This is a genomic window from Variovorax paradoxus B4 (genome assembly GCF_000463015.1).
GTDB lineage: Bacteria > Pseudomonadota > Gammaproteobacteria > Burkholderiales > Burkholderiaceae_C > Variovorax > Variovorax paradoxus_E.
In genome coordinates, this window is sequence record NC_022247.1 from 2460445 (window position 1) to 2486900 (window position 26456).

Consider the following 26456-nt stretch of genomic DNA (forward strand, 5'->3'; position numbering starts at 1 on the left):
GCAGTGCGAAGCATGGAGGTTTCCCAATGAGTTTCGCCACTGACGACCTGGGCGTGCTCGGCAACCTGGCCGAAGCACTGGGCATCTTCGAGGACGGTGAGCCGAACCCGGCATGGTTCGGCCAGCCGGAGGCCTCGCTCAAGAAGATGCTCTCCAACCCCGACCAGCGCCAGGCGCTGATCGCCTTCGTCGACGAGGCCATGGGCGGCGCCGACCGCAGCACCGATCCGCGCGGCGTGGTGTGGCTGCCCATCGTGCACATCGACGACCCCGACCTCACGGTGTCGGTCACGGTCGACGAGCAGGCGGCCGACAACACCCTGCACATCGGCGTCGCCTTGTCGGTCCGCACCAGCGGCGCGGTGGAGTCCAACAGCTCGCTGGCCGTGCCCCTGTTCCGGGCGAAGAAGGATGGTGGCCCTTCGGTCTCCAACCCGCTGCTGCTGGGTTCCAACGGCGGGCGCATCCGCCTGGCGACCGAGATCGTCATCGACGGCGGGCCGCCGGTGCCGGGCCAGGCGCGGCTGGGCGCCATCGGCATCGAGGTCGACCTGCCCACGCGCCCCGGCGACCCGAAGGACCCGGTGTTCGGCCTCAGCCTCACCGGCTTTCAGCTGCCGGGCGCGACCAGTCCGCGCGACATCCGCGTGGCGGCCGACGGCGTGGACGAACTGGACGATGCACTGCTCGACCTGGTGCTCGCGCTCGTCAAGTCGCAGGCCGATTCGCAGCCCGCCAACTCGGTGATCGCAGCCATCGGCGGCCTCTTGGGCCTGAAGAGCGGCGACGCGATTCCCGACTTCCCGATCACCCTGCTGCCCACGCAAGGCGTGCAGGCCATCACCCAATGGCTGCACGGCCTGATCACCAACGCCGCCAGCCGCAACCAGTGGCTGGGCTACCTGGCGCGCCTGTTCGGCGTGGCGCCGCCCGCGCCGGGCCAGCCGGTGAGCTTCGCCCTGGGCGGCGGCGCGGCGCTCCAGGTCAACCTGCGCGTGGACACCGGCCCCACCGGCAACGCGCGGCTCACGCCCACGCTGGGCCTCGTGTTGGGCGATGCGAGCAAGCGCGTCGAGGCACGCGCCGACCTGTTCGACGTCGATCTGGTCACCGGCGCCGCGCGCGCGCTGCCGCAGTTCGGCGTGTGGGCCGCCGCCGGCAACGCGGGTGCGCGCGTGCTCGACCTGGCCGGTCCGCCGGTCGCGCGCGCCGACACGCTGCGCGTCGGCTTCGCGCTGGATGCGCAGCGGCGCCTGACCTTCGTGCTGGCCGCCGACGGCGTGGTGCTCGGCTCGCACAGCTATCCGACGCTGGACCTCACCTCGCCCGACGCAGTGATGGACGCGGTGGGCAACACGGTGAGCGACGTGGCCGCGCAACTGCTGGGCAACCTCGGCGGCGCGCTGCCGGCGGTGCGGCTGCTGATCGGCCTAGATGCGCCCGCCGGCGTGACGGCCATCACGCTGCCCGCGCTGATGACCAACCCGGTCGAGGCCATCGGCGGCTACTGGCAGCAGCTGTTCGCCGCCGCGGGTTCGGCCGCCACGCAGGTGCTGGCCGAGCTGCGCAACCTCATCGCCGATGCGGGCTCGGCTGCCTCGGCCATCCTGGGATCGGGCAGCGCGCTCGACCCTTGGCGCGTGCCACTCATCGGACCCCTGGCGCTGGAGTTCAGCGCCGACGGGCCGGTCGTCTCCATCGGCCTGGCCGTGGGCACCAGCGTCGACCAACTGGGCCAGCGCTGCACCGTCATCGAAACGCGCATCGCCGCCACGCTCGCCACGCTGAACCTGCAAACGAAGACCGCGAGCCTGCTGCCCGGCGTGGAAGGCGTCCTCTCGGCGCGCGAGCGCGGCGTCAGCCCGCCGCGCGTCACGCTGCCGCTGGGCGACGGCACCGCGCTCACCGCACGTGGCGTGGGCCTGCGCCTGGGCTGGACGCCGGCTGGCGGCATGTCGGCCAGCGTGGCCGCGCCCGATCTGCAACTGGCGCTGGGCGACCTCGGCGTGCCCATCGCCATGCCGGTCATCGGCGCGGACGGCAACGTCACGCTGCCGCCTGTCGCGTGGGACGGCGTGGAGGCCCTGGTCGGCTACCTGGGCCGGCTGCTGGGCGGCGTGTTCGGCGACACGGTCAAGGCGCTGGGCTGGAGCACCGACGCGCCCAGCACCGCCGGCGTGGCCGACGCCGATGCGCGGCTGCGCCTGGCCGAGCTGGTGGCCGACCCGGCGCAGGCGCTGGCGGCCTGGCTGCCGCAGCTGGCGCTCAGCGAAGCCGGCCCCGAGGTGCTGTCGCTGCTGTGCGACCTGTTTGTCGGCAGCGGCGCCAATCAGGGCATCGTCGTCGGCACCGGCCATCCGGACGACCCGTACCGCCTGGCGATCGGCGACGGCCTGCCGAACATTGCCGTGTGGCTGCCGCCGGCGGGCCTGGCGCCGCGCATCGTGGCCGCGCCCGAGTCCATCCGCCGCTGGCGGCCGGGTGGCGAGGGTCTGCCGCCCGAGGCACTGGCGGCCGGCCTGGAAGCCGAAGCGCGCGTGGCCACCGACGTGCGCGAACTGGTCCAGGACCGCGACGTGGCCGGTGGCCTCACCGCGCTGGCGCTGCGCTGGCTGGGTGGCGACGGGCGCATCGCGCCGCCGGCCGCCGCACCCGCGGGCGTGAACGTCGACCACGCCGGCTTCGCGGCCGGCCAACTGCTGGATCAGCTCGACCTGCAGGACCTGACCGGCCGCGTGCCGACCACCACCGTGTACATCGCGCTCGGCGCCAACGCGTGGCCGCTGGCGCCGGCCGGCCGCCGCGTGAACCTCGGCACGCCGCACCTGGACGCATCCATGTTCGCCGCGCCCGTCGCGGCCACCGGCGACTGGTTCGTCGTGCTCGGCAGTCGCGCCGACTGCCGCGCCGCCGCGAGCAGCACCGACGGCACGCCCGAGCAGGCCGCGCGCCTGGCCCGCGTGCTGGATGCGCTGGCCGGTGTCAGCAACGACATCGCCGTGGTGGCGCTGGCCGGCGCCGGGCATGCGGCGCGGCTCGCGGCCCAGGCGCAGCCAAAGGTGACCGACCTGGTCACGCTGGGCACGCCGCTGTCGCCCATCGCGCTCACCGCCATCTCCACCCAGCCGACGGCGGATGCGCTGCGCCTGTTGAACCGCCTGCTGCCGTCGCCGCCGACAGGGCCGGACGACGAACCCGAAGACGCTGATCTGTCGCTGGGCCGCGCGCTCGTCGATTCGATGATGGAACTGTCGGACCGCATCGACCCCGGCGACGACCTGCGCGTGCCCAACGACCTGCCGCCCGCGCCTCGCGCCGGGCTGGCCGTCAACGCCGTGTTCGGCGTGGTGACCCAAAGCCAGGTGGCGCGCGCCATCACCGCCATCGTGGCCGCCGGCCTGGCCGAGCGCGCCCGCATCCGCGCCCAGACCGCGCTGCCCCGGCCCACCGGCGTGCAGGCCGGCCTGCGCCTGCTGGTGGCGCCCACCTCCACCGGCAGCCTGTCGATCAGCGGCAGCGCGCTGCTGCGCCTGTTCAAGTTCGACTTGGCGGGCGGCATCGACACCGGCCGCCACCTGCGCGTGCAGCTGCGCGTGGGCGACCGCACCGGCTGGCTGTGCGCCAACCCCGGCCTGGAATTGCGCGCCGTCAGCGCCGACATCGAGCTGCCGCTGGACGGCGCCGCCACCGGCACCGCCACCGTCACGCTGCACGATGCGCGCGTGTTCGGCCAGTCGTGGGAACGGCTGGTGCTGGGCACCGGCGAAGGCGCGGTGCCGCTGCTGCCCGAGGCGCGCGTGCTGCTGGCCGCGGCCGTGCAGCGCATCAGTGTCGATGCGGGCGACATCAGCTCCAGCGCCTCGCTCGCGCTCGATGCATTGCTGGGGGCGCTGGGCCTGGGCGACCCGGCTGGCGGCCTGGCGGGCGATGCGCTCGACCAGCTGCTGCACGACCCCGGCGGCCTGCTGCGCCAGCGCATGGCGGCGGCCGGCGCTGACATATCGGACGCCGTTTCGGTGCTGCTCGGCCCGCTGTCGGCCAGCGTGGACCTGCTGTCCCGCACGGTGCACGTGAGCGGCGGCAGCGACGGCAGCGGCCGCTTCGGCTGGCATGCGGACGTGATCGCCTCGCCGGCCGGCCTGGGCGGCGAACTGCGCTTCGGCATGGACGCGCCGGTGTCCACCGGCAAGCTGCAGCTGGTGCTGGCGCTCGATCCGCTGCACATCCTCCTGCGCTGGCACCAGGCCGGCGGCAACGTCGACGACATCTCGCTGTGGCCCAACCCCGAGCCGCAGGCCATCGCCCGCGCGCTGGCGCGCAGCGCCCCGAGCCTGGGAGGCCATGCGGCGCTGGAGATGATGCGGCGCGCCGACGCCAGCGTGAAGCCCGTCATCGACGCGGCGCTCGATGCCTTCGGCCTGCTCACCGGCGCGGCGGGGGACGCACAGCGCCGCATCCGCCCGCTGGCCGGGCTGCTGGCCGACCCGGCCGGCTACCTGCGCAGTGCGGCCTCGGTGGGCGCCAACCCGGCGCGCATCCAGTCGCTGTTCGATGCCCTGCGGCCGCTGCTGGGGGTGGGCGGCGCGAACGGCTCGCCGCTGGCCATCGGCAGCGGCATCAGCTTCAGCGTGGCACCGGCCGGTGCCGGCGCGAGGCTGGCACTGGACGTGGACGCGAGCGCCTGGACCGCACCCGGCGGCGGGGCCGGGCGCCTTGCGGCGGGCGCGGGCGCCAGCCTCACCATCCACCCCGGCGGCGCACCCGCGCTGGGGATGGAAATGTTCCTGGGCCTGACCGGTGCGTCGTCTTCCGGCAAGCAAGCGGTACATGCGCGGCTGGGTGCGGGCGGCATCGAGGTGTTCCTGCGTCCGGCCAGCGGTGCCGACATCTCCATCGTGCCTTTCGCGGGCCTGGGTTCACTGGCGGCCGCGGTCGAAGCGGCGCTGCCCTTCCTGTTCGACAAGCTGGCCGAATCGCCCGCGCCGGTCGGGCCGCTGGTCGCCAAGGTGGGCGATGCGCTGGCCATGCGCAGCGGCGCGCCCGCGAAGTTCGACGGCGCGCTGCTGCATGACTGGGGCGTGCACCCGGCCGAGAAGCTGGTCGGCGCGCTGCCTTCCATCGGCGCGACCTTGATCACCGAACTGGCACCGCTGCTCGACAGCTTCCTGCCGGCGGCCGTCAGCGCCAGTTCCGCGCCCGGCCTGCTCATGGTGGCCATCGGCGGCTTCGAGCTGGAACTCGACCTGACGCAAGGCGTGGTCGCGCTCGAGGGCCACGACATCGCCGTGCCGGGCATCGACCGCATGAGCTTCCGGCTCGCGCTGTCGGACACCGGCATCGACGAGGTCAGCGTCACCGCCGGCCCCGCCACGATCGATGCCGGCGGCGTGGAACTGCGCCCCTTCGTCACCGTGGCGGCCGGCAGCGCGCCGCTGCTCGACCGGCGCGTGGTCATCGGCATGGCGGTGGACGACACGCACCGCTTCGCGCTGCAGTGGCTGCTGGACACGCACCAGGTGAGCCTGGTGGCCATCGACGGCGCCAACGTGGCCGGCCCCGGCGACGACGACCCGGGCAAGGTCGCGCTGCGTGTGGTGGAAGCCGTGTGCGACCTGGTCGCCAGCGTGGCGATGGCGCAGCCCGCGGTCACGCAGCTGCTGAACACCGCCGTCGGCGCGACCACGGTGCGCAACATGATGCGCGGCGTGGTGCTGCGCGACCAGGCCAACCCGACGCAGCTGATCGACGGGATGTTCGACCCGGCCACCTTGCTGCTGCGCGTGCAGAAGCTGTTCGGCAACATCGCCGCGGCCGGCATCTCGATCGACCTGGGCGACTTCATCCTCTCGTTCACCAAGGACAGCAACAACATCATCGGACTGCAACTGGGCATCGACGGGCGCTTCCCGCTGCTCACGGGCGACGTGATGCTCTGGCTGGAGAACGACGATTCATGGATCGAGGGCAACCCGCCGGGCGACGGCGGCATCTTCGTCGGCTTTTTGCCCACCACCGGCCAGATCCGCTTCACGCCCAGCCTGGCGGTGAACGGCGTGGGCCTGCGCGTGGGCAAGAGCTCGGGGCCGCTGCTGGACTTGGGGCTCACGCTGGAGACGATCGCGCTGCATGTGTTCGCGCGCATCGCCTTTGGCGCTTCGCCGGCCGAGCAATTGAGCGGCGGCGTGCAGCTGCAGTTCTCCAACCTGGCGGTGTCGGCGGGCGGCGCGCAGGGCGACAACGGCATCGCGCAGGGCGTGATGAAGGACACCGGCCCGACGCCGCCAAAGCCGGCCTTCTCGCCGGCGCTGGCCATCCAGAAACACGGCAGCCAGCCGGTGCATGTCGGCTTGCGTGCCGGCGATGGCGACGGCCCCTGGTGGATCGCCATCCAGAAGGGCTTCGGCCCGCTGTACCTGGAGCAGGTGGGCTTTGGCGCGACCATGCCCGGCGGCAAGGTGAGCAGCGTCTCGCTGCTGATGGACGGCTCGGTCTCGATGTTCGGCCTGAGCTGCGCGGTGGACGACCTGCAGATCACCTACCTGGCCAGCCGCGGCGACTTCTTCAACCCGGTCAACTGGCACGTCGACCTGGCGGGCCTGGCGGTGTCGGCCAACATGGCCGGCCTCACGATCGCGGGTGGCCTGCTCAAGCAGCAGACGCCCGCCGGCATCGAGTACCTGGGCATGCTGCTCGGGCGCTTCGCGGTGTACGGCATCACGCTGTATGGCGGCTATGGCGAAGGCAAGGTGGCGGGCAGCGAAGAGAAGTTCACCGCCTTCTTCGCGGTGGGCGCGGTCAACGGCCCCATCGGCGGGCCGCCGGCCTTCTTCCTCACCGGCATCGGCGGCGGCTTTGGCATCAACCGCGAGCTGATCGTGCCGACGGATCTTTCGAGGTTCGGCGACTACCCGCTGATCCAGGCGCTGGACATCGCCGCGCAGCCGCAGAACCCGATGGACCAGCTGCGCAAGCTGGGCGCCTACTTCCCGATGCAGAAGGGCAGCTTCTGGTTCGCGGCCGGCCTCTCGTTCAACAGCTTCGCGCTGGTCGACGGCATTGCCGTGGTGGCGGTGGAAGTGGGCGATGGGCTGGACATCAACCTGCTCGGCCTGGCGCGCATGGCGCTGCCCAGGCCTCAGGTGGCGCTGGTGTCGATCGAGCTGGCGCTGCTGGTGCGCTTCTCCAGCAGCGAGGGCGTGCTGTGGGTGCAGGGCCAGCTCACCGACAACTCCTGGCTGCTGTACCAGGACGTCAAGCTTACCGGCGGCTTTGCCTACGTGATCTGGTTCAAGGGCGAGAAGAAGGGCGAGTTCGTCCTCACGCTGGGCGGCTACCACCCCGACTTCCACCGCGACGGCTACCCGGTGGTGCCGCGCCTGGGCCTGCGCTGGAGCGTGTCCGACAACATCGTCATCAAGGCAGAGAGCTACTTCGCGCTGACCTCCGAGGCGCTGATGGCCGGCGGTGCCTTCGAGGCCTCTGCACATTTCGGGCCGGCCTGGGCCGAGGTGAAGTTCGGCTGCAACGGCATCGTCTTCTTCGACCCCTTCCATTACCACGTCGATGCCTATGCGCGCATCGCGGCGGGCGTGACCATCGACACCTGGATCTTCGGCGAGGTCACCATCTCGATCAGCCTGGGCGCCAGCATCGACGTGGCGGGGCCGGACTTTCACGGCACCGCCACGTTCGAGATCGGGCCGATCGAGCTCACGGTGTCCTTCGGCGAATCCGACAAGGCACAGAAGCAGCCGCTGCCGGGCCCGGCCTTCATCACCAAGTACCTGGAGGCGGCCGACAACGGCGCCGCGCGGCCGCATGCGCTCATCACCGGCCTGGGCGCGCTGCCGGCCAAGGGCGAGCAGTCCACGCCCGACGGCTCGTCCGCGCGGCCCTTCGTGGTGGTGGCCGAGTTCACGCTCACCTTCACCAGCACGGTGCCGGCCACCAGCGTGACGCGGGTGCAGCCGCCGGCCGGCATGACGTCCACCTCGCAGCACGCGGCCAGCCGCGCCATTGGCGTGGCGCCCATGGACAAGGCCAACCTGCAGCCGGGCATCCAGCTCACCTGGAAGCGCAACGGCACACAGACCTTCCCGTTCACGGCCACGGCGCGGCCCTTCGGCAGCTTCCCGGTCGGCGTGTGGGGGCCGGCGCAGGACGCGAACAACCGCAAGGTGCCCAAGGCCGAGATGATCGAGGCGCTCAACGAGCTCGACCTGGTCTCGGTGGGCAAGGAATCGGTGCCCGGGCCGGAGATTCCGTACTACCAGGTGGTGCCCGGCGTGCGCAAGCCGCTGCCCTTCTCGCGCCGCACGGTGGACGTGAACCTGATCAAGTCGCAGGCGCAGGCGGTGGCCGGGCTCGTCACCGCGCCGGCCACGGTGTCGGCGGCCTTCCAGCAGGCCGGCAAGTACCTCACGGCCACGCCCACTGCCAAGGCATCGCTGCGCGGCGAGCGCCAGTCGCCGCCGCGGATGGGCACGCTGGCCGAGGGGCTGCAGGGCGATCCGGGCACGGTCATTCCGGTGGTGGCGCCGGGCCGCGAAGGCAAGGTGTACGACCACTTCGTCGATGCACCGGTCGCGGTCGGCTTCCTGCCCGGCGCCACGGTGGACCTGCGCGTGGTCGCGCCCACGCGCACCACGGTCAAGGGCTCGGCCAAGGGCTGGCGCAAGACGCCGCCCACGCTGGCTTCGGTGGAAGCCGAGCGCAGCAAGTCGATCGCGGCGCGCCTCGTGCTGGCCGAGCCGCAGGCGGCCCGCGCGGCCACGGGGCGGCAGCAGACCGTGATCGGCATGGTCGAAGTGCCGCTCACCGCGGTGGGCCATGCGGCGCCCGCGATGGTGTCGCGCACCGGCGCGGAAGCGTCGATGCTGGGCGGCTTCAGCAGCGCGCTGGTCGCGGGCCAGACGGCGCCCCCGGTGCCCAAGTCGGCGCGCGCTGCCAAGGCGGCGGCGGCCGCCGCCGGCCCCGGCGCCACGCTGCTGCCGGGCCAGACCGTCATCCTGAAGATGCCCAACGCACTGGCCGATGCCGCCATGGAAGGCGAGCGTCCGCGTCTGCGCGTGGGCAGCGCGCCGTCGCGTGTTGTGCTGCTGGGCCTGGGCGGCAACCTGCTGGCCGACCGGCTCGTGGGGCCGGATGCGGCGGGCCTGCCGGGGGCGATCGAGATCGTGGCGGGCACCGAGCGCATCGTGGCCATCGGCCAGAGCACACAGGCTGCCGCCGCGCGCGATGCCGGGCTGGCCGGCTGGCATGCCGGCATGCAGATGCCTTACGCCGGCTGGTCCAGCGCGGTGGCGCCCGGCTGCGTGGTGAAGTCGAACGGCGAGCCGCTGAAGCTGCACCGCGAACGGCTCGACGCCGGTTGGGTCGGCGGCGCGGAACTGGCGCGCGGCGTCAGCACCGTGACCACCACCTTCGCCGAAGCCCTGCGCACCGTGCTTATCGTGCTGGACGACCCGAGCGCCTTCGGCGACCCGGCCGACGGCCGCCAGCTGGTGATGGGCCTGGACGGCGCCGAGCGCGCACAGGACGCCGCCGGCAACGAGCGCCCGCCCGTGCTGCTGGCCATGGAGAACCGCAGCGTGCTGGCCTATGACGTCGTTGCGGATGGAAGCAAGCCGGTAACGGTGAGCATCGCCACTCAGGACGGCTGGTCGCTGGTGGGCGTGATGGGCTCGGCCCAGCTCGATGCCACGGGCGCGGTGGCGCTGGTGTCGGCGCGCGGCCTGAACGCGGCCATCCGGCCGATGGCCGCCGCGGCCGAAGGCGCGCCGCCCAGCCAGCTCGCATGGCAGGGACCGGTGCGCGCACCGACCGAACGGCGCGCAGCCAAGGTGCTGGCCAGCACCCGGCTGCCCATGAAGCCCATCGAACGTTCCACGCGCCCACCCGCCCGGCCCGCGACACGCGGCGGCAAGGGCCGCCGCAAGGGAGTCCACGCATGACCACGCCCAAGATCGGCCACTTCATCCTGCACTCGAACGTGCTGCCGCAGGTCACGGCCGGCAAGTACCAGCTCGTCTCCGAGCACACCGGCCTGCCTTTCGACGCGGTGGCCGAGACCACGCACGTGACGGTCTCCGCGCCGCGCTACACCATGCCGACGGACCAGATCCTGTCGACCTTCCCGCCGGCCAATGCCGAGGGCGCCTTTGCCGACCGGCTGCCGCAGATCGTGCTGAAGCGCCGCACGCTGCCGTGGGAGCGCAATCCGGCCGGCCAGATCCAGCCTTCGGCCACGCCCTGGCTCGCGCTGGTGGTGGTGGCCGAGGGCGAGGCGGCGCTCTCCACCGCCACCGCGGTCGCCAGTTGCGTGACGCCCGGCACCACGCTGCTCGACCCGTCGGACCAGGACGTGCAGGAGGGCCTGTACCTGGCGGTGACCGAGTCGGTGGTGAAGAAGATCTTTCCCTGCCAGCAGGACCTGGAGTTGCTCACGCACGTGCGGCACGTGGACGTGAGCGACACCGAGCTGGCGATCGGCGACGACGACGGCTGGCTGGCCGTGGTGCTGGCCAACCGGCTGCCGGTGTTCGACCAGGCCAACAACAAGGCGGTGCGCTACATGGCCTGCCTGATCAACATCGAGGGCCAGCTCGGCGCGCTGCCGCCGCCCGAGCCCTTCAACGAAAGCTTCGAGTGGGCGCTGGCGCAGGACTGGTCGGCACTGGCGCAGATCGATCCCGATGTCGGCCCCGACCCGCGGGTGATGGGCAACGTCGACCTGGGCGGGATCGCGCTGCCGGTGGCGGCCAACGTGCAGCATGCGGCCGCGCGCGCGGCTTCCGCTCCCGCGCGCGCGCTGCAGGCTGCCGCTGCGCAAGGCCAGCAGGCCGCGGCCAAGGTGGGCAGCACGCTCGACGGCTCGAAGTCGATGGCGCAGGCCTCGGTCTCGCAGCAGTGGGGCGGCATGCAGGCCGGCCAGGCGGTGCAGATGGCCGCGCGCGATCCCGACGCCAAGATGCTGGTGCGCGACGCCATGGGCATCGGCTTCAGGCTGCCGATCCAGGCCTTTGCGATGGAGAAGGTGCTGCGCTTTCCGGTGCTGGCGCATTGGTCCTTCACCATCAACGAGGGCGCGACCTTCGAAAGCCTGATGGAAGACCTGGACGTCGGCCTGCTGGGCACCGTGCCGGAGGTGCCGCCGCAGGCGCCGCCCAAGCCCGGCCTGGGGCCGGAGGTGGTGCAGACCGGCCACATCGGCCTGGACCACCGCACGCGGCGCGGCGACCCGGTGCGCGCCTGGTACCGCGGCCCCTGCGTGCCGCTGCCGACCCAGCGCGACCCGGGGCAGGGCATGGCGCCGCTGGCGCATTCGGCCGACCAGCTGCGGCGCGTGGTGCCGGACGGGCGCGAAGACCTGTCGCTGGCCTCGGCCTTCGAGATCGGGCGGCTGCTGGCCTTGTCGCAACTGTCGGTGGTGTCGGCCTCGATGCGCTTTCGCAGCGAACAGTTCGGTGCGGGCCGTGTACGCGAGATCCTGGCGCGGGCCTTGCCTTACCAGTTGCCCGTGCTCACGGCCGGCTACGTGGACCTGGGGCGCTACGTGGCGATCCAGGCCATCGGAGAGATGGCCAGGCACCCCGACGAGATCCTCGGCCCGCGCCGGCCCGTGGCCGACCCCGGCCGCGCCATCAAGATGGAAGGCGACCTCGACGCGGTGGTCGCTGCCGGGCTCGGCCTGGACCTGGCCGTGCTGAAGAAGACCGGGGAGCAGATCGGCATGGTGGCGGCCCTGGCCCGGAGCGCCGTGCCGATTGCCAGCAAGGGCGGCGTGATGAAGATCGACGACAAGGCCGTGACCATCTTGCGCGGTGCCCTGCAGACTGAACTGGGCCACGCGCTGTCGGTGGCGATGCCGGCGGCGGCCAAGGTGGTGTCGCCCCCGCAGCCGCGCGCACAGCGCGGTGCCGGCGCCGCGCCGCCCCCGCAGCGCGATGCGCTGGACGAACTCATCGAAAGCGCCGAGACGCAGGCCGACGGCGACGAGCAAGAGGAGCGCGAGCAATGAAGAACTTCATGGACGCCGCCATGGCGATCGACGCGGCGCAGGCCGCCGCGCTGAACTACGCCGCCTACGTCACCGACCACGATCCCGACGACGGCGACAACGTGGTGCCGCGCGAGCTGCGCCGCTTCATGGCACGCCTGCGGCTGTTGCACGGCGTGCCCTTCAACTACCTGGTGCCCGATGCGCAGTTGCTGCCGATCGAGACCATCCGCTTCTTCTACATCGACCGCGCCTGGACCGACGCGCTGGTGCAGGGCGCCTTGAGCATCGGCACCATCTCCAGCGCCGACCGGGCGCAGCTGGAGGCCGTCTACCCGCACATCCGCGACGAGGTCGACACGGCCGAGCGCTACGTGCGCGAGCCGCGCGCCGAGAAGAAGCTGGCCGGCGATGGCGGCACGATCACCGGCTTCGTCATGCGCTCGCGGCTGGTGTCGGGCTGGCCCAACCTGCATGTGCGCGCCTACTCGCGCGACCTGCTGCCCGACGATGCGCTGACCACCGCGGCCGAGTCCGACCCCAGCCGCCTCAAGGTGCTGCGGCTGGAGCGGCTGGCGCCGGCCGTGCTGCTGGTGCTGTTCGACGGCGTGCCGGCCGTGGTGCACATCGAGGAGCCGCGCCAGGGCATCCAGTTCGGCGTGCGGCTGGCCGACGGCGCGCAGCCGGGCCAGCATGTGGCCAAGGTGCAGCTGCGCGACTGCAACAACGGCAACCCGGTGCCGCCCTCGGCGCCGCTCGGCGCCAACAACTCGGTCAACGTGCCGTTCCGCCGCAATGCGCCGGGCGTGATCAACCTGGCCGAGCTGCGCAAGCGCCAGGCGGACAAGGCGCCCAATTCGGGCGGTACGCTGGAGCCCAACGAGTACGCGCTGCAGATGCTGCGCTTTCCCTTCCGCCAAGTGTTCGGCGACCCGAAGGACCTGGAGGGCAAGAAGTTCTACGGGCTCGACCAGTTCAAGGTCACGCTGCCCTTGAGCGAGTGGAAGAACACGCTGACTGCGAAGGTGAATTCGTAATGGCCACGCAACTCAAGCTTGCTGCCGAGGACGTGCGTCAGCTAACGTACGGCAAGCGCTTCCTCGCCGCCGACCGCGCGCAGTTGGACGTGCGTGAGATCTCCACCTGGGACAAGTACCTGCTGCGCGAGCACCGCCTGCTGGTGCCGATGAACGTGCAGGCGCTCTATGTGCAGCCCGGCAGCGCCGAGCCGATGGTGCGGCTGCCCATGCTGGTGGCCGGCCCCACCGGCAAGGGCGTGGAAGACCCCGAGGACGGCATGCCCGACCCCTTCGCCGCCGGCACGCCGCGCCCGGCCGGCGTGCACCTGCACTGGGCCATGCCCGACGCGCTGCTGCGCGGCACACTCGCCACGCGCGCCGACGGCGCCGCCAACCGCCTTGCGCTGCCGGTGCTGCCCGACCGCTGGGTGGTGCTGCGCATCCTATTGCCGCGCGGCAGCAAGAATGCGGTGACCACGGGCTGGGTGCTCGAGGCCGACCGCGCCATCGCCGTGCCGCTAGGCTCGTGGACGGAAGGCGGAAGCAAGAGCGCCGTGCCCGCCGGCGAAACGATCGAGCGCGGCCGGCTCACCGGCACCGTGGGCGGCTCGATCAGCTGGTCGGGCGTGTACGACGCGGTGCTCAACCGCTTCGCCTTCCACGACACGCTGGCCGACGTGGCGGCGCTCGCGCCCCAGGGCGTGGATGAGGACTGCGCCGCCTACGTGGTGGCCGGCTGGTGGAGCGACCCGGCGCTGGACCCGCTGGACAAGGCGCGCAGCAGCAACAGCCTGGACGAGCTGCTGGCCAGGCTGCGCTGGGGCCTGCTGTACGAGTGGGGCGACGAGAAGTGGACGCAGGAGCAGGACCGCGCGCAGTTCGAGCTGCGCAAGGCGCTGGGCCTGACCACCGAGGAGCGCTGGTCGAGCAAGCGGCCGCTGGACATTCCGGCGCCTGTCAAGCGCACCGGCGTGGCGGCTGCGGCGGCGGCCGTCGCCGCGCCTGCGCCGGCCTACACGCCCATCGACAAGACCTTCGTCGAAGTGCAGATGCTCACCGCCGCGTCGACCTTCTCGGCCGACGCCGGCCGCCGCTTCGTCGCGCCGCCGTGGCATCTGCGCTCGTCGCTGCTGCATGGCGCGATCTATGGCGTGCCGGTGGCGGGCACGGCGCCGGTGGACCGTCGGCCATCGGCCGGCACGCTGCGCGTGGCCATTGGCCAGCACGAGGACGAGATGCTGGCCGCGCTGTCGGCCGCGCCGCAGGCCACGCCGGAACAGCGGCGCGCTTCGGAGCGGCTGCTCACCGCCTTCACCGCGCAGAAGATCAACCGCCTGGGCTCGCCCGACGGCCTGGTGGAACTGGAAGAGCACGAGCACGCAGCCGCCTTCACCTCGGTGCCCGGCGGCATCGACGGCGACGACCGCTATATGCAGCGCGTGCAGACCGGCGGCGCCGGCGGCATGGCGGTGGGCAAGTACCGTGGGCAACGCGCGACGGCGAATGTGGAAGCGGTGAAGAAGGGCCTGGGCGAGGGTGCGCCGCGCGCGGCGCAGGCCGTGGGCGGCACCACGGTGTATTCCAGCAAGTCCAAGCCCACGCTCATCAACGCCAGCGCGGCGCGGGTGAACGACATTGCCCGCTCGCGCGTGGGCGAGGTGCTGGCGCCGACTGAATCACGCATCGTCAAGCGCCCCGCTGCGCGCTTCGCTTTTCCCGACGAGCCGATGGTGGCCATCCGCGGCGCCTCACGCAGCCTGCGCCACGGCAACGACGGGCGGGGCTCGGCGGCCGGCACGCTCACCTGCCGCTGGCCCACGCACGTGATCCAGGAGATCAGCGGCGTGATCGCCAAGGACCGCTTCGTGCGTTCGCTCGGCAACGGCTCGGTGCCGAGCGAGGCGCTCACGCTGGCGCGTGAGGCGGTGCTGCACGACCCCTACCACGACGACTGGATCGCCGATGCCGTCGCGCCGTCGGCGGCTGGGCGCACCGGCATCTTCAACCGGCTCAAGGCCGAGTCGGTGCTGCGCTTCGGCGTGGACGGCACCTATGACGGCGCCACCGCCTTCCTGGGCAGCGCAGCCGCGCCCAAGACGGCCCGCGCCGCGCGGGCCGGCGCTGCTGCGGCGGCGCAACGGCCCATCGAACCCGGCGTGCAGCAGCACCAGCGCATGGTCGCGGACGAGACGCGCAAGCTCTCGCTCTACAAGGGCGCGGACCCCGACCTGGTGGGCGTGACCACCTGGGCGCAGCCGTGGATCCCGATGTGGCTGGAGTGGGAGCTGCAGGTGGAAGGCATCGACCCGCCCACGCTGGAGGCCTGGCATCTCGGCGCCGTTGACCTCGAAACCCAAGGCACCGCGGGCCAGGGCGCCGGCACCGTGTTGCGCGGACGCGCCCTGCTCACCACCGGCGCGGCCCATACCCTGCACCGCGCGATCTCCGATTGGCTCACGGCCGAGGACAAGCTCGACGCCATCCACGCGGGCCAGGTCGACGAGGCCACCGAGGCGGCGTACCAGACGCTCGATGCCGCGGTCGACAAGCTCGACGTGGTGACGGCTGCATTGGACGGCATGCGCACCCAGCTGCTGGGCCTGGCCGTGACCGATGGCCTGCGCCGCCCGGCCAGCGGAGGCGGCATTGCCAACCCGGCGCCCATCGCCCCGCCGCACATGCTGCTGGCCGGCGCGCTCACGCTGACGCGTGCGCGCCTGCTCGATGCCTTCGGCCGTACGCTGGACGTGCCGGTGGGCCAGGTGGCCGTGCCCATGCGCAGCGCCCTGCCGGCGCGGCCCAATGCGCTGGCCGTCGCGCCGCGGCTGATGCGCCCCGCGCGCTGGCAGTTCAAGCTGGTCGACGCCAAAACCGAGGTCGGCACCGTGGGCGTGGATGCGCGGGTCGACCAGATCGACACCACACTGCAGGTGAACCCGGTGGCCGGTTTCGTGATGCCCGACCACCTCGACGAAAGCCTGGAACTGTTCAGCGTCGACGGCTCGCCCATCGGCGAGCTGCTGCACGAGCCGGTGAGCGGCGGCGTGATGTGGGAGATTGCCGCCGGCCGTGAAGGCCCGGCCGACTCCGGCCCGCTGTACGGCCTGGCGCCAGCGCAGCAGGCGCTCGGCCGCTTCGCCAGCGGCCTGGTGGCCGCCGATGCCGCCGCGCGCGCCGGCGCGCCGCTGGCGCCCGACAGCGGGCAGGAGACGGCGCTGTCGGCCCTGCTGCGCGCCATCGACACCACGCTGTGGACGGTCGACAGCTTTGCCGCGCTCGGCAGCGAGCACGTGGCCGGGCTGGTGGGCCGGCCCATTGCGGTGGTGCGCGCGCAACTCAAGCTGGAGCTGCGGCCGCCGGACGACATCGACCTGAGCGACGCGCAGCGCGCCGAGGAATGGGTCGACGCCGAGCGCGAGGCCGCGCGCCACGCCTTCCCGGTGCGCATCGGCGAGGTCACGCGCAGCGACGACGGCGTGCTGGGCTTCTTCGTGGACGATGACTATGCGCACTTCCGCCTGGTCGACAAGGCCATTGCCGGCACCGCCGCCGAGGCCGGCCGCAGCCGCGGGCAGCTGGGCCTGTACGCCAGCGTGACCGGCATGCCGCCCAGGACCTCGATCACGCACCCCTACATCGCCGGCACCGACGACGCCGACACGCTGATGCTGCACATCGGCCAGAGCGTGACGCTGACGATCTTCATGCATCCGGCCGGCAAGGCCACGCTCACATCGGGCGTGCTGCCGCGCAAGGCGCTGCAGCTGGCGCGCGACTGGGTCGGGCCGGGGCTCGCGACCATCGCGCCCTCGCTGCGCACCGGGCCGGTGATGGTGGAAACCGACCTCGACAAGGAAGGGCAGGTGCGCCTGCCCAAGGTGTCGGTGTTCGGCAAGGACCAGAACTTCCTGTGGCGCGACACGCCCGCCACCTGGCGCACCGACGCGATCCTGGCCGCGACGCAGACCGCGCTGCTGCCCGACACGCCGGCCGAACTGCGCGAAGGATGGATCCGCGTGGCGCCGGATGCGCCGAAGGAGGGGCAGCCATGAGCCGGTACGAATGGCCGATTGCGCCCGCGCACGCCGACGAGGGCGACGGCGACGACCCGGCGGCGCGCAGCCGCTACAACTCGCGCCGGCGCAGCGCGCTCGATCTGGGGAAAGCACTGCGCGCCAGCCGCACGCCGCAGCAGTTGCCTCCTGCGGCGCGACGCGGGCGCGCACCCGGACCCTTCGCCCCAATCATGGGCGACCAGTTCGTGTGGCAGCACCTGGGCCCGGCCACCGTGCTGGGCGGCCAGGCCGAAGGCAACCCGCGCGTGGCCGGCCGCATCAATGCGCTGTGCGTGCACGAGCTCGGCCAGCGCATCTATGCGGCGTCGGCCAACGGCGGTGTCTGGTACTCGAAGAACGGTGGCGACAGCTGGGTCTCGGTGGGCGGGCTGGCGCCGACCAACACGGCGGGCATCAACCGGCCCGCGCAGCGCAACGCCTGCGGTGCGCTCGAAGTGATCTTCGGCACCAACGAAGGCGACGACACCGTGTTCCTGGGCACCGGCGAAGTGAACAGCGACCCCGAGGGCCACGTCGGCGATTCGGAAGGCGGCGTGGGCATCCTGGTGGGCGACAAGCCGGCCAAGCCCGGCGCCGCGGCCGACCCGTGGAAGCCCGAGGCCCACCACCTGGTCAACAACGGCATCTACCGCTTCGCGCGCGACCCCGAGAGCGCCACCATCCTGGTGGCCACGCTCACCGGCCTGTACCAGCGCCCGGCGGCGCACGCCGGCGAGGTCGACTGGGGCCGGCCCACCGCCACGCCCTTCGCCACGCTGGACAAGCCCTGCACCGACATCCTCTGGACGGCGGCCAACGGCACGTCGCCCGCGCGCTGCTGGGTGTGGGTGAAGGATGGCCCCGACTTCGGCCTCTGGGTGCGCGCCAACGGCACCGCCAATTTCAAGAAGGTGACGGTCGATGCGACAGCGGGCCTGGCCTACGTCGCGCGGCGGGGCGCGCTGGCGGCCTCCAACCCGCCGACGCAGGTGTGGCTGCTCAACGACTACGGCGGCGGCGCCGGCACCGCGGGCCTGTTCCGCGTGACCAACCCGGCCAGCGGCACCGACCCGGTGGCGCACGGCGTGGTCGGCGTGCCCGACGTGCTGCGCAACCAGGGCTTCTACGACATCGCCATCGCAGTCGACCCCAACAACGCCAACCGCGTGGTGCTGGGCGGCTGCTTCATGGAAGACGTGCAGCTGGACGGCAAGCAAGTCCAATACAACGCTGCGATCACCGTGGCCGACGTCGCGGCCAATCCCGCCAACGCCGGCATCCTGACCTATGGGCAGCCCAACCGCTACACGCTCATCGGCCTGGGCGCGCATGCCGACGTGCACGCGCTGGCCTTCAGCAACGCCGGCACCTCGCTGTGGACGGGCTGCGACGGCGGCGTGTTCCGCAGCGACCGGCCCGACCGCCCGGCCGGCTTCTATCCGCGCAACCACGGTCTGAGCATCAGCGAGAGCAACTACGTGGCCTGCCATCCCATGGCCGAGGGGCACCTCCTCAGCGGCCTGCAGGACAACGGCACGGTGCAGCGCATGTCCAGCGGCGTGTGGAAGATGAAGTACATGGGCGACGGCGGCGGCATCGTCCTGAACGCGGCCAACCCGAGCGAGTCCTTCGCGCAGTACGTGCAGGGCAACTGGAACCGCGACCCCACCGGCGGCACCGGCCCGCTGACCCGCGGCAACCTGGTGCTGCCTTCCGAACGCGACGGCGCCGCCTTCTATTCGATGCCGGCCAACATCGCCAACACGCGCAGCGCGCCGGCGGCGGGCGTGCCGGCCAGCTTCAGCCAGACCTTGATCGGCACCTGGCGGCTCTGGTACTCGGACGACTTCGGCAAAAGCTGGGTCACGCTGCCCACCGCGACCGACCCGCTGGCCGGCATGACCGCCACGCCGCCGGTCATCAACGCCGGGCAGGACAGCCTCGGCAACGTGATCACCGCCTGCCGCTGGCAGGGCCCCGACGTGGCCTGGGTGCTGTGCGACCAGCGCATCCGGCGCTATTCGCGCGCCGCCGGCGCGCCCAACGGCGGCGGCCCGGGCGTGTGGGTGGACCAGAACGTGGTGCCGACCGGCTACACCCCGCCGCCCACCCCGCCCGGCATCCCGCCCAGCCCCGAGCCCGGGGGCAAGGCCAAGAAGCGGCCGCCCCCGCCGCCACCCGCGCCTGCCCCCGCGCCCCTGCCGATCTCGCTGCTCGACTCGGAGGTATGGACCGACATGGCACCCAACCTCGACGCGCCGCCGGCGCCCGGCCAGCCGCCCGCGCAGCACGGCACGCTGGGCGCGCTGTACGTGGGCACCATCGGCCACAAGACGATGCCCAACACCGACACGCTGTTCTGGTTCGACGGCACCGACAAGTGGTATCCCACCGGTCTTCATGCCATCGTGCCGGCGCCGGTGCTGGCCATCGCCTGCCGGCCGGAGCTTCCGCTGGAGGTGTGGGCCGGCACCGCGGTGGGCGTGTGGCAGGGCGTGCGCACCGACCACGGCGCCGATGCGCCGACCTGGGCCTGGACGCAGCGCGTCAACGGCCTGCCCGAGGCGGCGGTGGAAGACCTGGCCTTCCACAGCTTCAACGGCGTGACCCTGCTGCGCGCGGGCGTCGCAGCGCGCGGCGTGTGGGAGCTGCGGCTGGATGATCCGACCGCGGCTGACCGGACCTACCTGCGCATCCACGAGGACGATTTGCGCTACGCCGTGCCGCCTCTGGTGACGCCGCCCAACGGCAACCTGCGCGTGCTGAAGAAGCGCGACCTGGTCACCGACCGCTCCTGGCACAGCAGCCCCGACATCCGCCCGCGCAAGGCGCCAGCCGCCATGCCCGCACCGTCCACGCTGCCCTGGCGGCGCGACCCCTTCCGCGGCACGAAGGAGCAGTTGCGCCGCTTCCAGGCCGCGCTGCGCTCCAGCACCAGCGACCCGCGTATCGTCGCCAACGGCATCTGGGACGTGTACTTCAGCGAGGTGCTGCGCGACCATGGCGCGCCGGTGCTGGCGGTGCCGGCCACGGTGCCGCCCGCGCCGCCGATGCCGGCGCTGAGCGTGGCGCGCATCAACGCGGCCTTCTGGAACACGCACATGACCGGCGCCCATGCCACGCGCGAGCCCTGGGGCACCGGCAAGCCGACCGAAGCCGACCTGTACGAGCTCACACCCGACATCCCCGAGGGCGACCTGGGCCGCACCTCGTATGCGCTGAAGCGCGGCGCCCTCAAGGTCGACATCGTGGTGCAGCACCGCGGACTCGGCGCGCGCGACGGCGCCGACGTGCGCGTGACGCTGTTGCAGTGGATCGACCCCAAGCCGCACCACCGCGCCAAGTGGAACGACACCGCGACCTGGTTCACCGACCCGGTGCCGTGGACCGGCGCGGTCAACGAGGTGCTGAACTCCGCCGCCGGCACCACCGCGCTGGCTTTCGGCGCCGGCTGGAGCTTCGTCGGCAGCACCGACGCCACGCGGCGCCAGACGCTGGCCGGCCAGACGCTGGACGCCACGCACGCCGGCATCGCGACCTTCGACCTGGCTACCGGCACGCTGGCCAACAACCGCGTGATCCTGCTGGTGGCCGTGATCCGGGCCGGCGCCGACATCGCGCTCGCACCCGCCACCCTGCAGGAGCTGGCGCTGACTCGTCCCGAAGTCGCCGTGCGTTCGCTGCACGTCACCACCACTTGAGGAAGAACAGGAGCCCCGCCATGACCATCGTCCGGAAGATCTGCTCGCCCTACCTGCCCGTCCACAGCGGCCGCCCCGCCACGACTGCGCGAGCGAGCGAACAGGCCGCCACCGACGAACGCGTCGACAACATCCGCATCCGGCCGCTGGGCGCGCCCGCCGCGGGCCGCGCGCGTGCCGCGGTGGAACGCATGAAACTCTGGGACAACGGCCGCACGCTGCGCGTGAAGTTCCTCGACGGCGTGCCCGAGGTGCAGGCCAGGGTCGAGGCGATCGCGCACGAGTGGGAAGCCATCGCCAACCTCACGCTGAAGTTCGTGGCAGCCGGCGCCAGCGAGATCCGCATCAGCTTCGCCGAAAAGGGCTTCTCGTGGTCGACCGTCGGCACCGACGCGCTCACCGTCGCCGCCACGAAGGCGACCATGAACTACGGCTGGCTGGAGCCGAGCACCGCGCTGCGCGAATACCAGCGCGTGGTGCGCCACGAGTTCGGCCATGCGCTCGGCATGATCCACGAGCACCAGAACCCGGCCGCCCAGGGCCAGATCCCGTGGGACAAGGAGAAGGTCTACGCCTACTACGCGCAGCAGAACTGGACGCGCGACGACGTCGACTTCAACCTGTTCCAGCTCTACAGCGAGGACAGCACCAACCACACCGCGTTCGACCCGACCTCGATCATGGAATACGCGATCCCCGATTCGCTGACGGTCGGCTCGTATTCGGTCGGCTGGAACACCGAGTTCTCGGCCACCGACATCGAGTTCATGCGCCGCCAGTACCCGAGGGCATCGCCGGGCACGGTCGAGCTCGCCATCGGCGCCGCCCGCACCAGCGCCGAGCTGGCGACGGCCGGCGAGGTCGACACCTACCACTTCGACGTGGCCGCCGCCGGCACGCACATCATGACCACCGAAGGCCCGAGCGACACCGTGCTGACGCTGCACGGCCCCAACGACGCCGGCGCCGTGCTGGCCTGGGACGACGACCGCGGCAAGGGCCTGAACGCCCGCATCATGCGCAAGTTGCAGCCGGGCAGCTACTGGCTGTCGGTGCGCCACAAGAGCGCGCAGTCCACCGGGAGCTATACCGTGGGGGTCAAGAAAAGCGGTTGATGCGGGCCGACCTGGCGCGCAGCGACTCGTACAACTGCGCCGGCCCCAGCAGAACGTCCTTCAGGCCATCACGAACCCGCTCTGAACCCAATGCCTGCGTGCCCATCGTCGTGTGGGCTTCGAGTGCGTCCATGATCGCGTGCAGCAGCGCATTCTTCAGGTCGGGTGAATTCGCAAACTGCTCCTTGCTGTTGCTCGCGGCCTGCTGCACCAGTGTGTCGTTCCAGCCGCTTCCCTTGATCGCGCCGTTCACGTAAGCGAACTGGTCGTCGTCGGTCAGCTCGCCCTCGAAGGTTCAGGTTCATCGGCTGCCTGCGGTGTTCTTCAGCGTGTGGTGGGTCAGCACCGCCTTGCTGAGGTCACCGAGCACCACCTTCATGTTCATCGGCGACGTGATGTAAAAGGTGTGGCCCGACTTGCGCAGCAGGACGGGCAGGTGGAAGTCTACGGGGCAAGCGCGCCGTGCGGGCGTTACCACCTCTGGACCCCAACGATCCGGACGTTGATGAGCAAGGCCGCCCGATTGCTCTCTTCGCCGGCGCCTGCGATGCCTTCAGCCGATTCGGTCGGCGACCCGTTGACTTGACGCAACACCGATCGCCTTTGTCGCGGGGCGTCTCGCAAGGTTAGTTCAGGGCTCGGGCCGAGTCCGACGTGGACGGGTATCGAATGCAAAGCGGGGGTACAGACGGGGGTGCAATTCGAAATTGGCTTTCCGACAAGTGAGCATCCATGCGGCCTGCAGACGATCTTTCAATCTCTCCACCGCCACCATTTTCCTGAAGATGAAAAGCGATTTGGATTGTCCAGGTCGCTTTTTTGTTTTCCGAGCCGCTTCTTGCAGCGCCGAAAATTCGGCGACACGCCTGTCGGCTCGAGCTGACGTCGACTGGCGCCACGCACCGGCTGCATTCCTGAGCCAACGGCATAGAACCGGGGCAAAGGAGAGCACCATGGCCACCCATCCCGATCTTCCGTCCCCGATCACGCCGGATCTGCCTGTGGAGCCCGACGAAGGGCCGAGCACGCCGCCGGACGACCCGACCGATCCCGAGCCGCCTCCCACCACGTCGTGAATTCGGCGCGCGAGCCGCGATAAGCTCGCGCCATGGATGAACTCGATTGCGCCGTCATCGGCGGCGGTGTGGTGGGACTGGCAGTGGCACGCGCCTTGGCGCTTGCAGGCCGGGAAGTGGTTGTGCTGGAAGCCGAAGGTGCCATTGGCACCGGCACCAGTTCGCGCAACAGCGAGGTGATTCACGCGGGCATCTACTACCCGCAGGGCTCGCTCAAGGCCCGCCTCTGTGTGGAGGGAAAGCAGGCGCTCTATGACTACGCGGGGCAGCGCGGTGTGCCCCACCAGCGCTGCGGCAAGCTCATTGTGGCGACCTCGGCCGAGCAGGTGGCTCAGCTCGAAATCATCCGCGCCAAGGCGGCCGCCAACGGCGTCGGCGACCTCGTGCTGCTGACGGCGCAACAGGCCATGGCGATGGAGCCGCAGCTGCACTGCGTGGCGGCATTGCATTCGCCGAGCACCGGCATCGTCGACAGCCATGCCTTGATGCTGAGCCTGCTCGGCGACCTGGAGAACGCGGGCGGCATGCTGGCGTTGAAATCGCCCATCGCCCGTGCGGAGTGCGGCCAGGACGCTATCGTCCTGGTAGCGGAAGACGGAACGGCGCTGCGCTGCAACACCGTCGTCAATGCGGCCGGTCTCCTCGGGCCCCACCTGGCCCGACGCTTCGAAGGCCTGCCAGCAGGGGCCGTGCCCACCGCCTACTTTGCCAAGGGCAACTACTTCACCCTGTCAGGCCGCGCGCCTTTCAGCCGCCTCGTCTACCCGGTGCCCGAGCCCGGTGGATTGGGGGTGCACCTGACGATCGATCTGGGCGGGCAAGCCAAGTTCGGGCCCGATGTGCAATGGGTGGAATCGGCCGACGACCTGGTGGTGGACCCGGCGCGCGGCAATGGCTTCTATGCCGAGGTGCGCAAGTATTGGCCCGCGTTGCCCGACGGGGCGCTGATTCCCGGCTATGCGGGCATGCGACCCAAGATCTCGGGCCCGGACGAGCCGGCGCGCGACTTCATGATCGACGGGCCCGAATCGCATGGCGTGCGGGGGCTGGTCAATCTCTTCGGCATCGAGTCGCCGGGGCTCACGAGCAGCCTTGCCATCGGGCGCTACGTCGAGCGCCTGCTCGCGGCAGGCTGACGGCGGACGCGATGAAGAGCCATCGCGTGCAGAAGTCTGCATAACTGCTGTGCATGAGGGGCTTTTGTGCCTGTAACATGACACCACGCCATTTGCTGGCGTGAAGCCGCCGGCGCGGTGCCGGTGTCATCACGGAGGAAAGATTCCAATGAGTGCATCCAACAATATTGAAGCGGCAGCCGAAGACATCGCAAGCGACGTGCGTGGCGTGCTGGCCAGCAAGGACCTGGATTCGGTTCCCCACATCAAGGCGCTGCGCCAGCGCATCGACACCAAGCTGGCCATTGCGCGCGAGCTTGCCGCCGAGAAGAGCAAGCTGGCCGCCAAGAAGGCCCGCGAAGCGGCCAACACTGCCAACGCCTACGCCCACGACGAACCGTGGCAGATCGCCGGCGCTGCGCTGGCCGTCGGCGTGCTGGTGGGCCTGCTGCTTGGCCGCCGCTGACCTGAACGCAAGCCGCCGCGTCGTCCCTCGCCGAGCCGGAGTCGGCGCATGAGACTGCTGTCCCTGTTCGGGCTCGATGCCCGTTTGCGGCGGCTGCGGATTGCTGCGGCCGAAGGTGCGCTGGCGGCCGAAGACCGCGTGCAGCTGCTGCGCATGGCGTGGGAGGACGAGAAGCAGCGCCTCAAGCTGATGCTCGTCCTGGTGGTGGCCGTGCTTGGCCTCACCACAGTGGCGGTGGCATTGCTCTCGATGGCGGTGGTGGTGCATTTCTGGGAAACGCCCCACCGCATCGCGGCTGCGTGGTCGGTGGCTGGGGTGTGGATCCTGCTCTGGCTGGGCGCGGCCCTGGGTCTGTTCCTGACCCTTCGCAATGCCTCGAACAGCTTCATTCCAGCGCGCCACGAATTCGAACGCGACTGGGCCTGGGTCCAGGACAGCTTCGGGCTCGGCAACGATCCCGACCAGGACGAAGAAGCGCCGCGCCCCCGGCGGCCAGCCACGCGCGAGGAACTGCTCGCCCGCATGGAGCGCCAGCGCGAACGCATTGCCACAATGCAGGGCGCGCGGCCGGCGCAGCCCGGCGGTGCAACGGGTGCTTCTTCCGAAGCACCTCCGGCCGACGAGTCGGCCGCCGCTGCTGCCTTGCGCATTGCCCGGGAGCACCCCGTGGCCACCGGCGTTGCCGCCGCGGTGGCTGTGGTGGTGATCCGTCCCAAGCGGCTGTTGCGTTGGGCGGCGTTCATTGCGCCGGTGCTCTGGCGCATGCGCTGAGAGGGAGCGAAGAAACCGAAGAGCGAAGAAGGCTCAGGCGGCGCTGCGACTCTGCAGCAACGCCTGCGCCGCCTCGCGCACGAGCCCGGGGCCGCGATAGATCAGGCCGGTGTAGATCTGCACCGCGTCTGCGCCTGCGGCGATCTTGGCCTTGGCATCGGCCGCGCTCAGGATGCCCCCCACCCCGATGATCGGAAAACCCGGCCCCAGTGCCGAGCGCAGCTGCGAGATCACGCGGTTGCTCGCCTCGCGCACGGGTGCGCCCGAGAGCCCGCCCGCTTCGTCGGCGTGCGGCAGACCGGCGACCGCGTCGCGCGCCAGCGTGGTGTTGGTGGCGATCACGCCGTCCATGCCGTGGCGCTGCAGCGTGGCGGCGATGACGGCAACCTGGCTCTCGTCGAGATCGGGAGCGATCTTCACGAACAGCGGCACGCGCCGACGACTGCGCTCGGCCAGTGCATGGCGGCGCTCGGCGATGGCGCCCAGCAGGGCGTCGAGCGCCTCGTCGCTCTGCAGCGTCCGCAGATTCGCGGTGTTGGGGCTCGAGATGTTGATGGTCACGTAGTCGGCATGCGGGTACACGCCGTCCAGGCAGGCCAGGTAGTCGTCCACCGCTCTTTCGATGGGCGTGGCGGCGTTCTTTCCGATGTTGAGTCCGAGCCGCATCGGTTTCTTGCCGCTGCCACTCCTGCGGAAGCGCGCCTTCTGCACGTTGGCGAGGAAGGCATCGAGCCCTTCGTTGTTGAATCCGAGCCGATTGATGAGCGCGTCGCGCTGGGGCAGGCGGAACATGCGCGGCTTGGGATTGCCCGGCTGTGCCCTGGGCGTGACCGTGCCGACCTCCACGAAGCCGAAGCCCATGGCGGCAAAGGCATCGATGCAGCGGGCATTCTTGTCGAGCCCGGCCGCCAGGCCCACGCGGTTGGGAAATTCCAGCCCCGCGAGGGTGACCGGATCATCGACGCGCGGCGCGGCGTAGGCGCAAGCCAGCGGTGTGTTCTGCGTGCGGGCCAGTCCTTCGAGCGTGAGTTCGTGGGCGTGCTCCGGGTCGAAGCCGAACAGAAAGGGCCGGGCCAGGCCGTAGAGCGAAGAGGGGAGCAGGGGCATCGGATAATTCTCGACTTCAATGAGCCAAGGATT

General features: G+C 71.3%; 13 protein-coding genes. 10 read left to right on the plus strand and 3 right to left on the minus strand.

The features are described 5' to 3' along the window. Positions 1–26 precede the first annotated feature (26 nt). From VAPA_RS11430 to VAPA_RS33570, 6 genes are read left to right on the plus strand one after another with little or no spacing between them, the layout of a single operon-like run. The gene (locus VAPA_RS11430; RefSeq protein WP_021006932.1) at positions 27–9953 is read left to right on the plus strand and encodes a DUF6603 domain-containing protein; all 9927 of its coding nucleotides are present in this window, start codon (positions 27–29) and stop codon (positions 9951–9953) included. Further along, a complete protein-coding gene (locus tag VAPA_RS11435) occupies positions 9950–12019 on the plus strand; it encodes a hypothetical protein (RefSeq protein ID WP_021006933.1) in 2070 nt (689 codons plus the stop codon). Before VAPA_RS11430 ends, VAPA_RS11435 begins: the two co-directional genes overlap by 4 nt. Next, positions 12016–13035: a hypothetical protein gene (locus VAPA_RS34465; RefSeq protein ID WP_021006934.1), complete on the plus strand. Its 1020-nt coding sequence runs from the start codon at positions 12016–12018 to the stop codon at positions 13033–13035. The genes VAPA_RS11435 and VAPA_RS34465 overlap by 4 nt, the downstream gene beginning before the upstream one ends. Continuing rightward, positions 13035–17069, plus strand: a complete 4035-nt coding sequence (locus tag VAPA_RS11445; protein ID WP_021006935.1) for a hypothetical protein — start codon at positions 13035–13037, stop codon at positions 17067–17069. Before VAPA_RS34465 ends, VAPA_RS11445 begins: the two co-directional genes overlap by 1 nt. Beyond that, positions 17066–20773 (plus strand): hypothetical protein, encoded by a 3708-nt coding sequence (locus tag VAPA_RS11450; RefSeq protein ID WP_021006936.1) that lies wholly within the window; start codon positions 17066–17068, stop codon positions 20771–20773. The genes VAPA_RS11445 and VAPA_RS11450 overlap by 4 nt, the downstream gene beginning before the upstream one ends. A gap of 20 nt (positions 20774–20793) precedes the next feature. Next, a complete protein-coding gene (locus VAPA_RS33570; protein ID WP_021006937.1) occupies positions 20794–21888 on the plus strand; it encodes a M12 family metallopeptidase in 1095 nt (364 codons plus the stop codon). Here the strand turns inward: VAPA_RS33570 and VAPA_RS11460 are convergent. Continuing rightward, complete coding sequence (locus tag VAPA_RS11460) at positions 21872–22141, minus strand: hypothetical protein (RefSeq protein WP_021006938.1); 270 nt, start codon at positions 22139–22141, stop codon at positions 21872–21874. The genes VAPA_RS33570 and VAPA_RS11460 overlap by 17 nt on opposite strands. A gap of 48 nt (positions 22142–22189) precedes the next feature. Further along, positions 22190–22366, minus strand: coding sequence for a hypothetical protein (locus tag VAPA_RS35610; protein WP_021006939.1), 177 nt, complete (start codon positions 22364–22366; stop codon positions 22190–22192). A gap of 475 nt (positions 22367–22841) precedes the next feature. On the opposite strand from VAPA_RS35610, the gene VAPA_RS11465 reads away from it, so the two are divergent. From VAPA_RS11465 to VAPA_RS11480, 4 genes are all read left to right on the plus strand, one after another. Further along, the gene (locus tag VAPA_RS11465; protein WP_041946090.1) at positions 22842–22964 is read left to right on the plus strand and encodes a hypothetical protein; all 123 of its coding nucleotides are present in this window, start codon (positions 22842–22844) and stop codon (positions 22962–22964) included. 32 nt (positions 22965–22996) lie between these two features. Then, on the plus strand, positions 22997–24100 hold the full coding sequence (locus tag VAPA_RS11470; protein WP_021006940.1) for an NAD(P)/FAD-dependent oxidoreductase: 1104 nt from the start codon (positions 22997–22999) through the stop codon (positions 24098–24100). 148 nt (positions 24101–24248) lie between these two features. Next, positions 24249–24545, plus strand: coding sequence for a glycine zipper domain-containing protein (locus tag VAPA_RS11475; protein ID WP_021006941.1), 297 nt, complete (start codon positions 24249–24251; stop codon positions 24543–24545). 48 nt (positions 24546–24593) lie between these two features. After that, the gene (locus VAPA_RS11480) at positions 24594–25316 is read left to right on the plus strand and encodes a phage holin family protein (RefSeq protein WP_021006942.1); all 723 of its coding nucleotides are present in this window, start codon (positions 24594–24596) and stop codon (positions 25314–25316) included. A 33-nt stretch (positions 25317–25349) separates the two neighbouring features. Here the strand turns inward: VAPA_RS11480 and VAPA_RS11485 are convergent, their stop codons facing one another. Continuing rightward, positions 25350–26423: a quinone-dependent dihydroorotate dehydrogenase gene (locus tag VAPA_RS11485; protein WP_021006943.1), complete on the minus strand. Its 1074-nt coding sequence runs from the start codon at positions 26421–26423 to the stop codon at positions 25350–25352. Positions 26424–26456: the final 33 nt, after the last annotated feature.

What these genes read in the sequence shown, in the direction of transcription:
- VAPA_RS11430 (WP_021006932.1), top strand. Translation starts at nt 27, where the DNA reads ATGAGTTTCGCCACTGACGACCTGGGCGTGCTCGGCAACCTGGCCGAA.
- VAPA_RS11435 (WP_021006933.1), top strand. Translation starts at nt 9,950, where the DNA reads ATGACCACGCCCAAGATCGGCCACTTCATCCTGCACTCGAACGTGCTG.
- VAPA_RS34465 (WP_021006934.1), top strand. Translation starts at nt 12,016, where the DNA reads ATGAAGAACTTCATGGACGCCGCCATGGCGATCGACGCGGCGCAGGCC.
- VAPA_RS11445 (WP_021006935.1), top strand. Translation starts at nt 13,035, where the DNA reads ATGGCCACGCAACTCAAGCTTGCTGCCGAGGACGTGCGTCAGCTAACG.
- VAPA_RS11450 (WP_021006936.1), top strand. Translation starts at nt 17,066, where the DNA reads ATGAGCCGGTACGAATGGCCGATTGCGCCCGCGCACGCCGACGAGGGC.
- VAPA_RS33570 (WP_021006937.1), top strand. Translation starts at nt 20,794, where the DNA reads ATGACCATCGTCCGGAAGATCTGCTCGCCCTACCTGCCCGTCCACAGC.
- VAPA_RS11465 (WP_041946090.1), top strand. Translation starts at nt 22,842, where the DNA reads ATGGCCACCCATCCCGATCTTCCGTCCCCGATCACGCCGGATCTGCCT.
- VAPA_RS11470 (WP_021006940.1), top strand. Translation starts at nt 22,997, where the DNA reads ATGGATGAACTCGATTGCGCCGTCATCGGCGGCGGTGTGGTGGGACTG.
- VAPA_RS11475 (WP_021006941.1), top strand. Translation starts at nt 24,249, where the DNA reads ATGAGTGCATCCAACAATATTGAAGCGGCAGCCGAAGACATCGCAAGC.
- VAPA_RS11480 (WP_021006942.1), top strand. Translation starts at nt 24,594, where the DNA reads ATGAGACTGCTGTCCCTGTTCGGGCTCGATGCCCGTTTGCGGCGGCTG.
- VAPA_RS11485 (WP_021006943.1), bottom strand. Translation starts at nt 26,423, where the DNA reads ATGCCCCTGCTCCCCTCTTCGCTCTACGGCCTGGCCCGGCCCTTTCTG.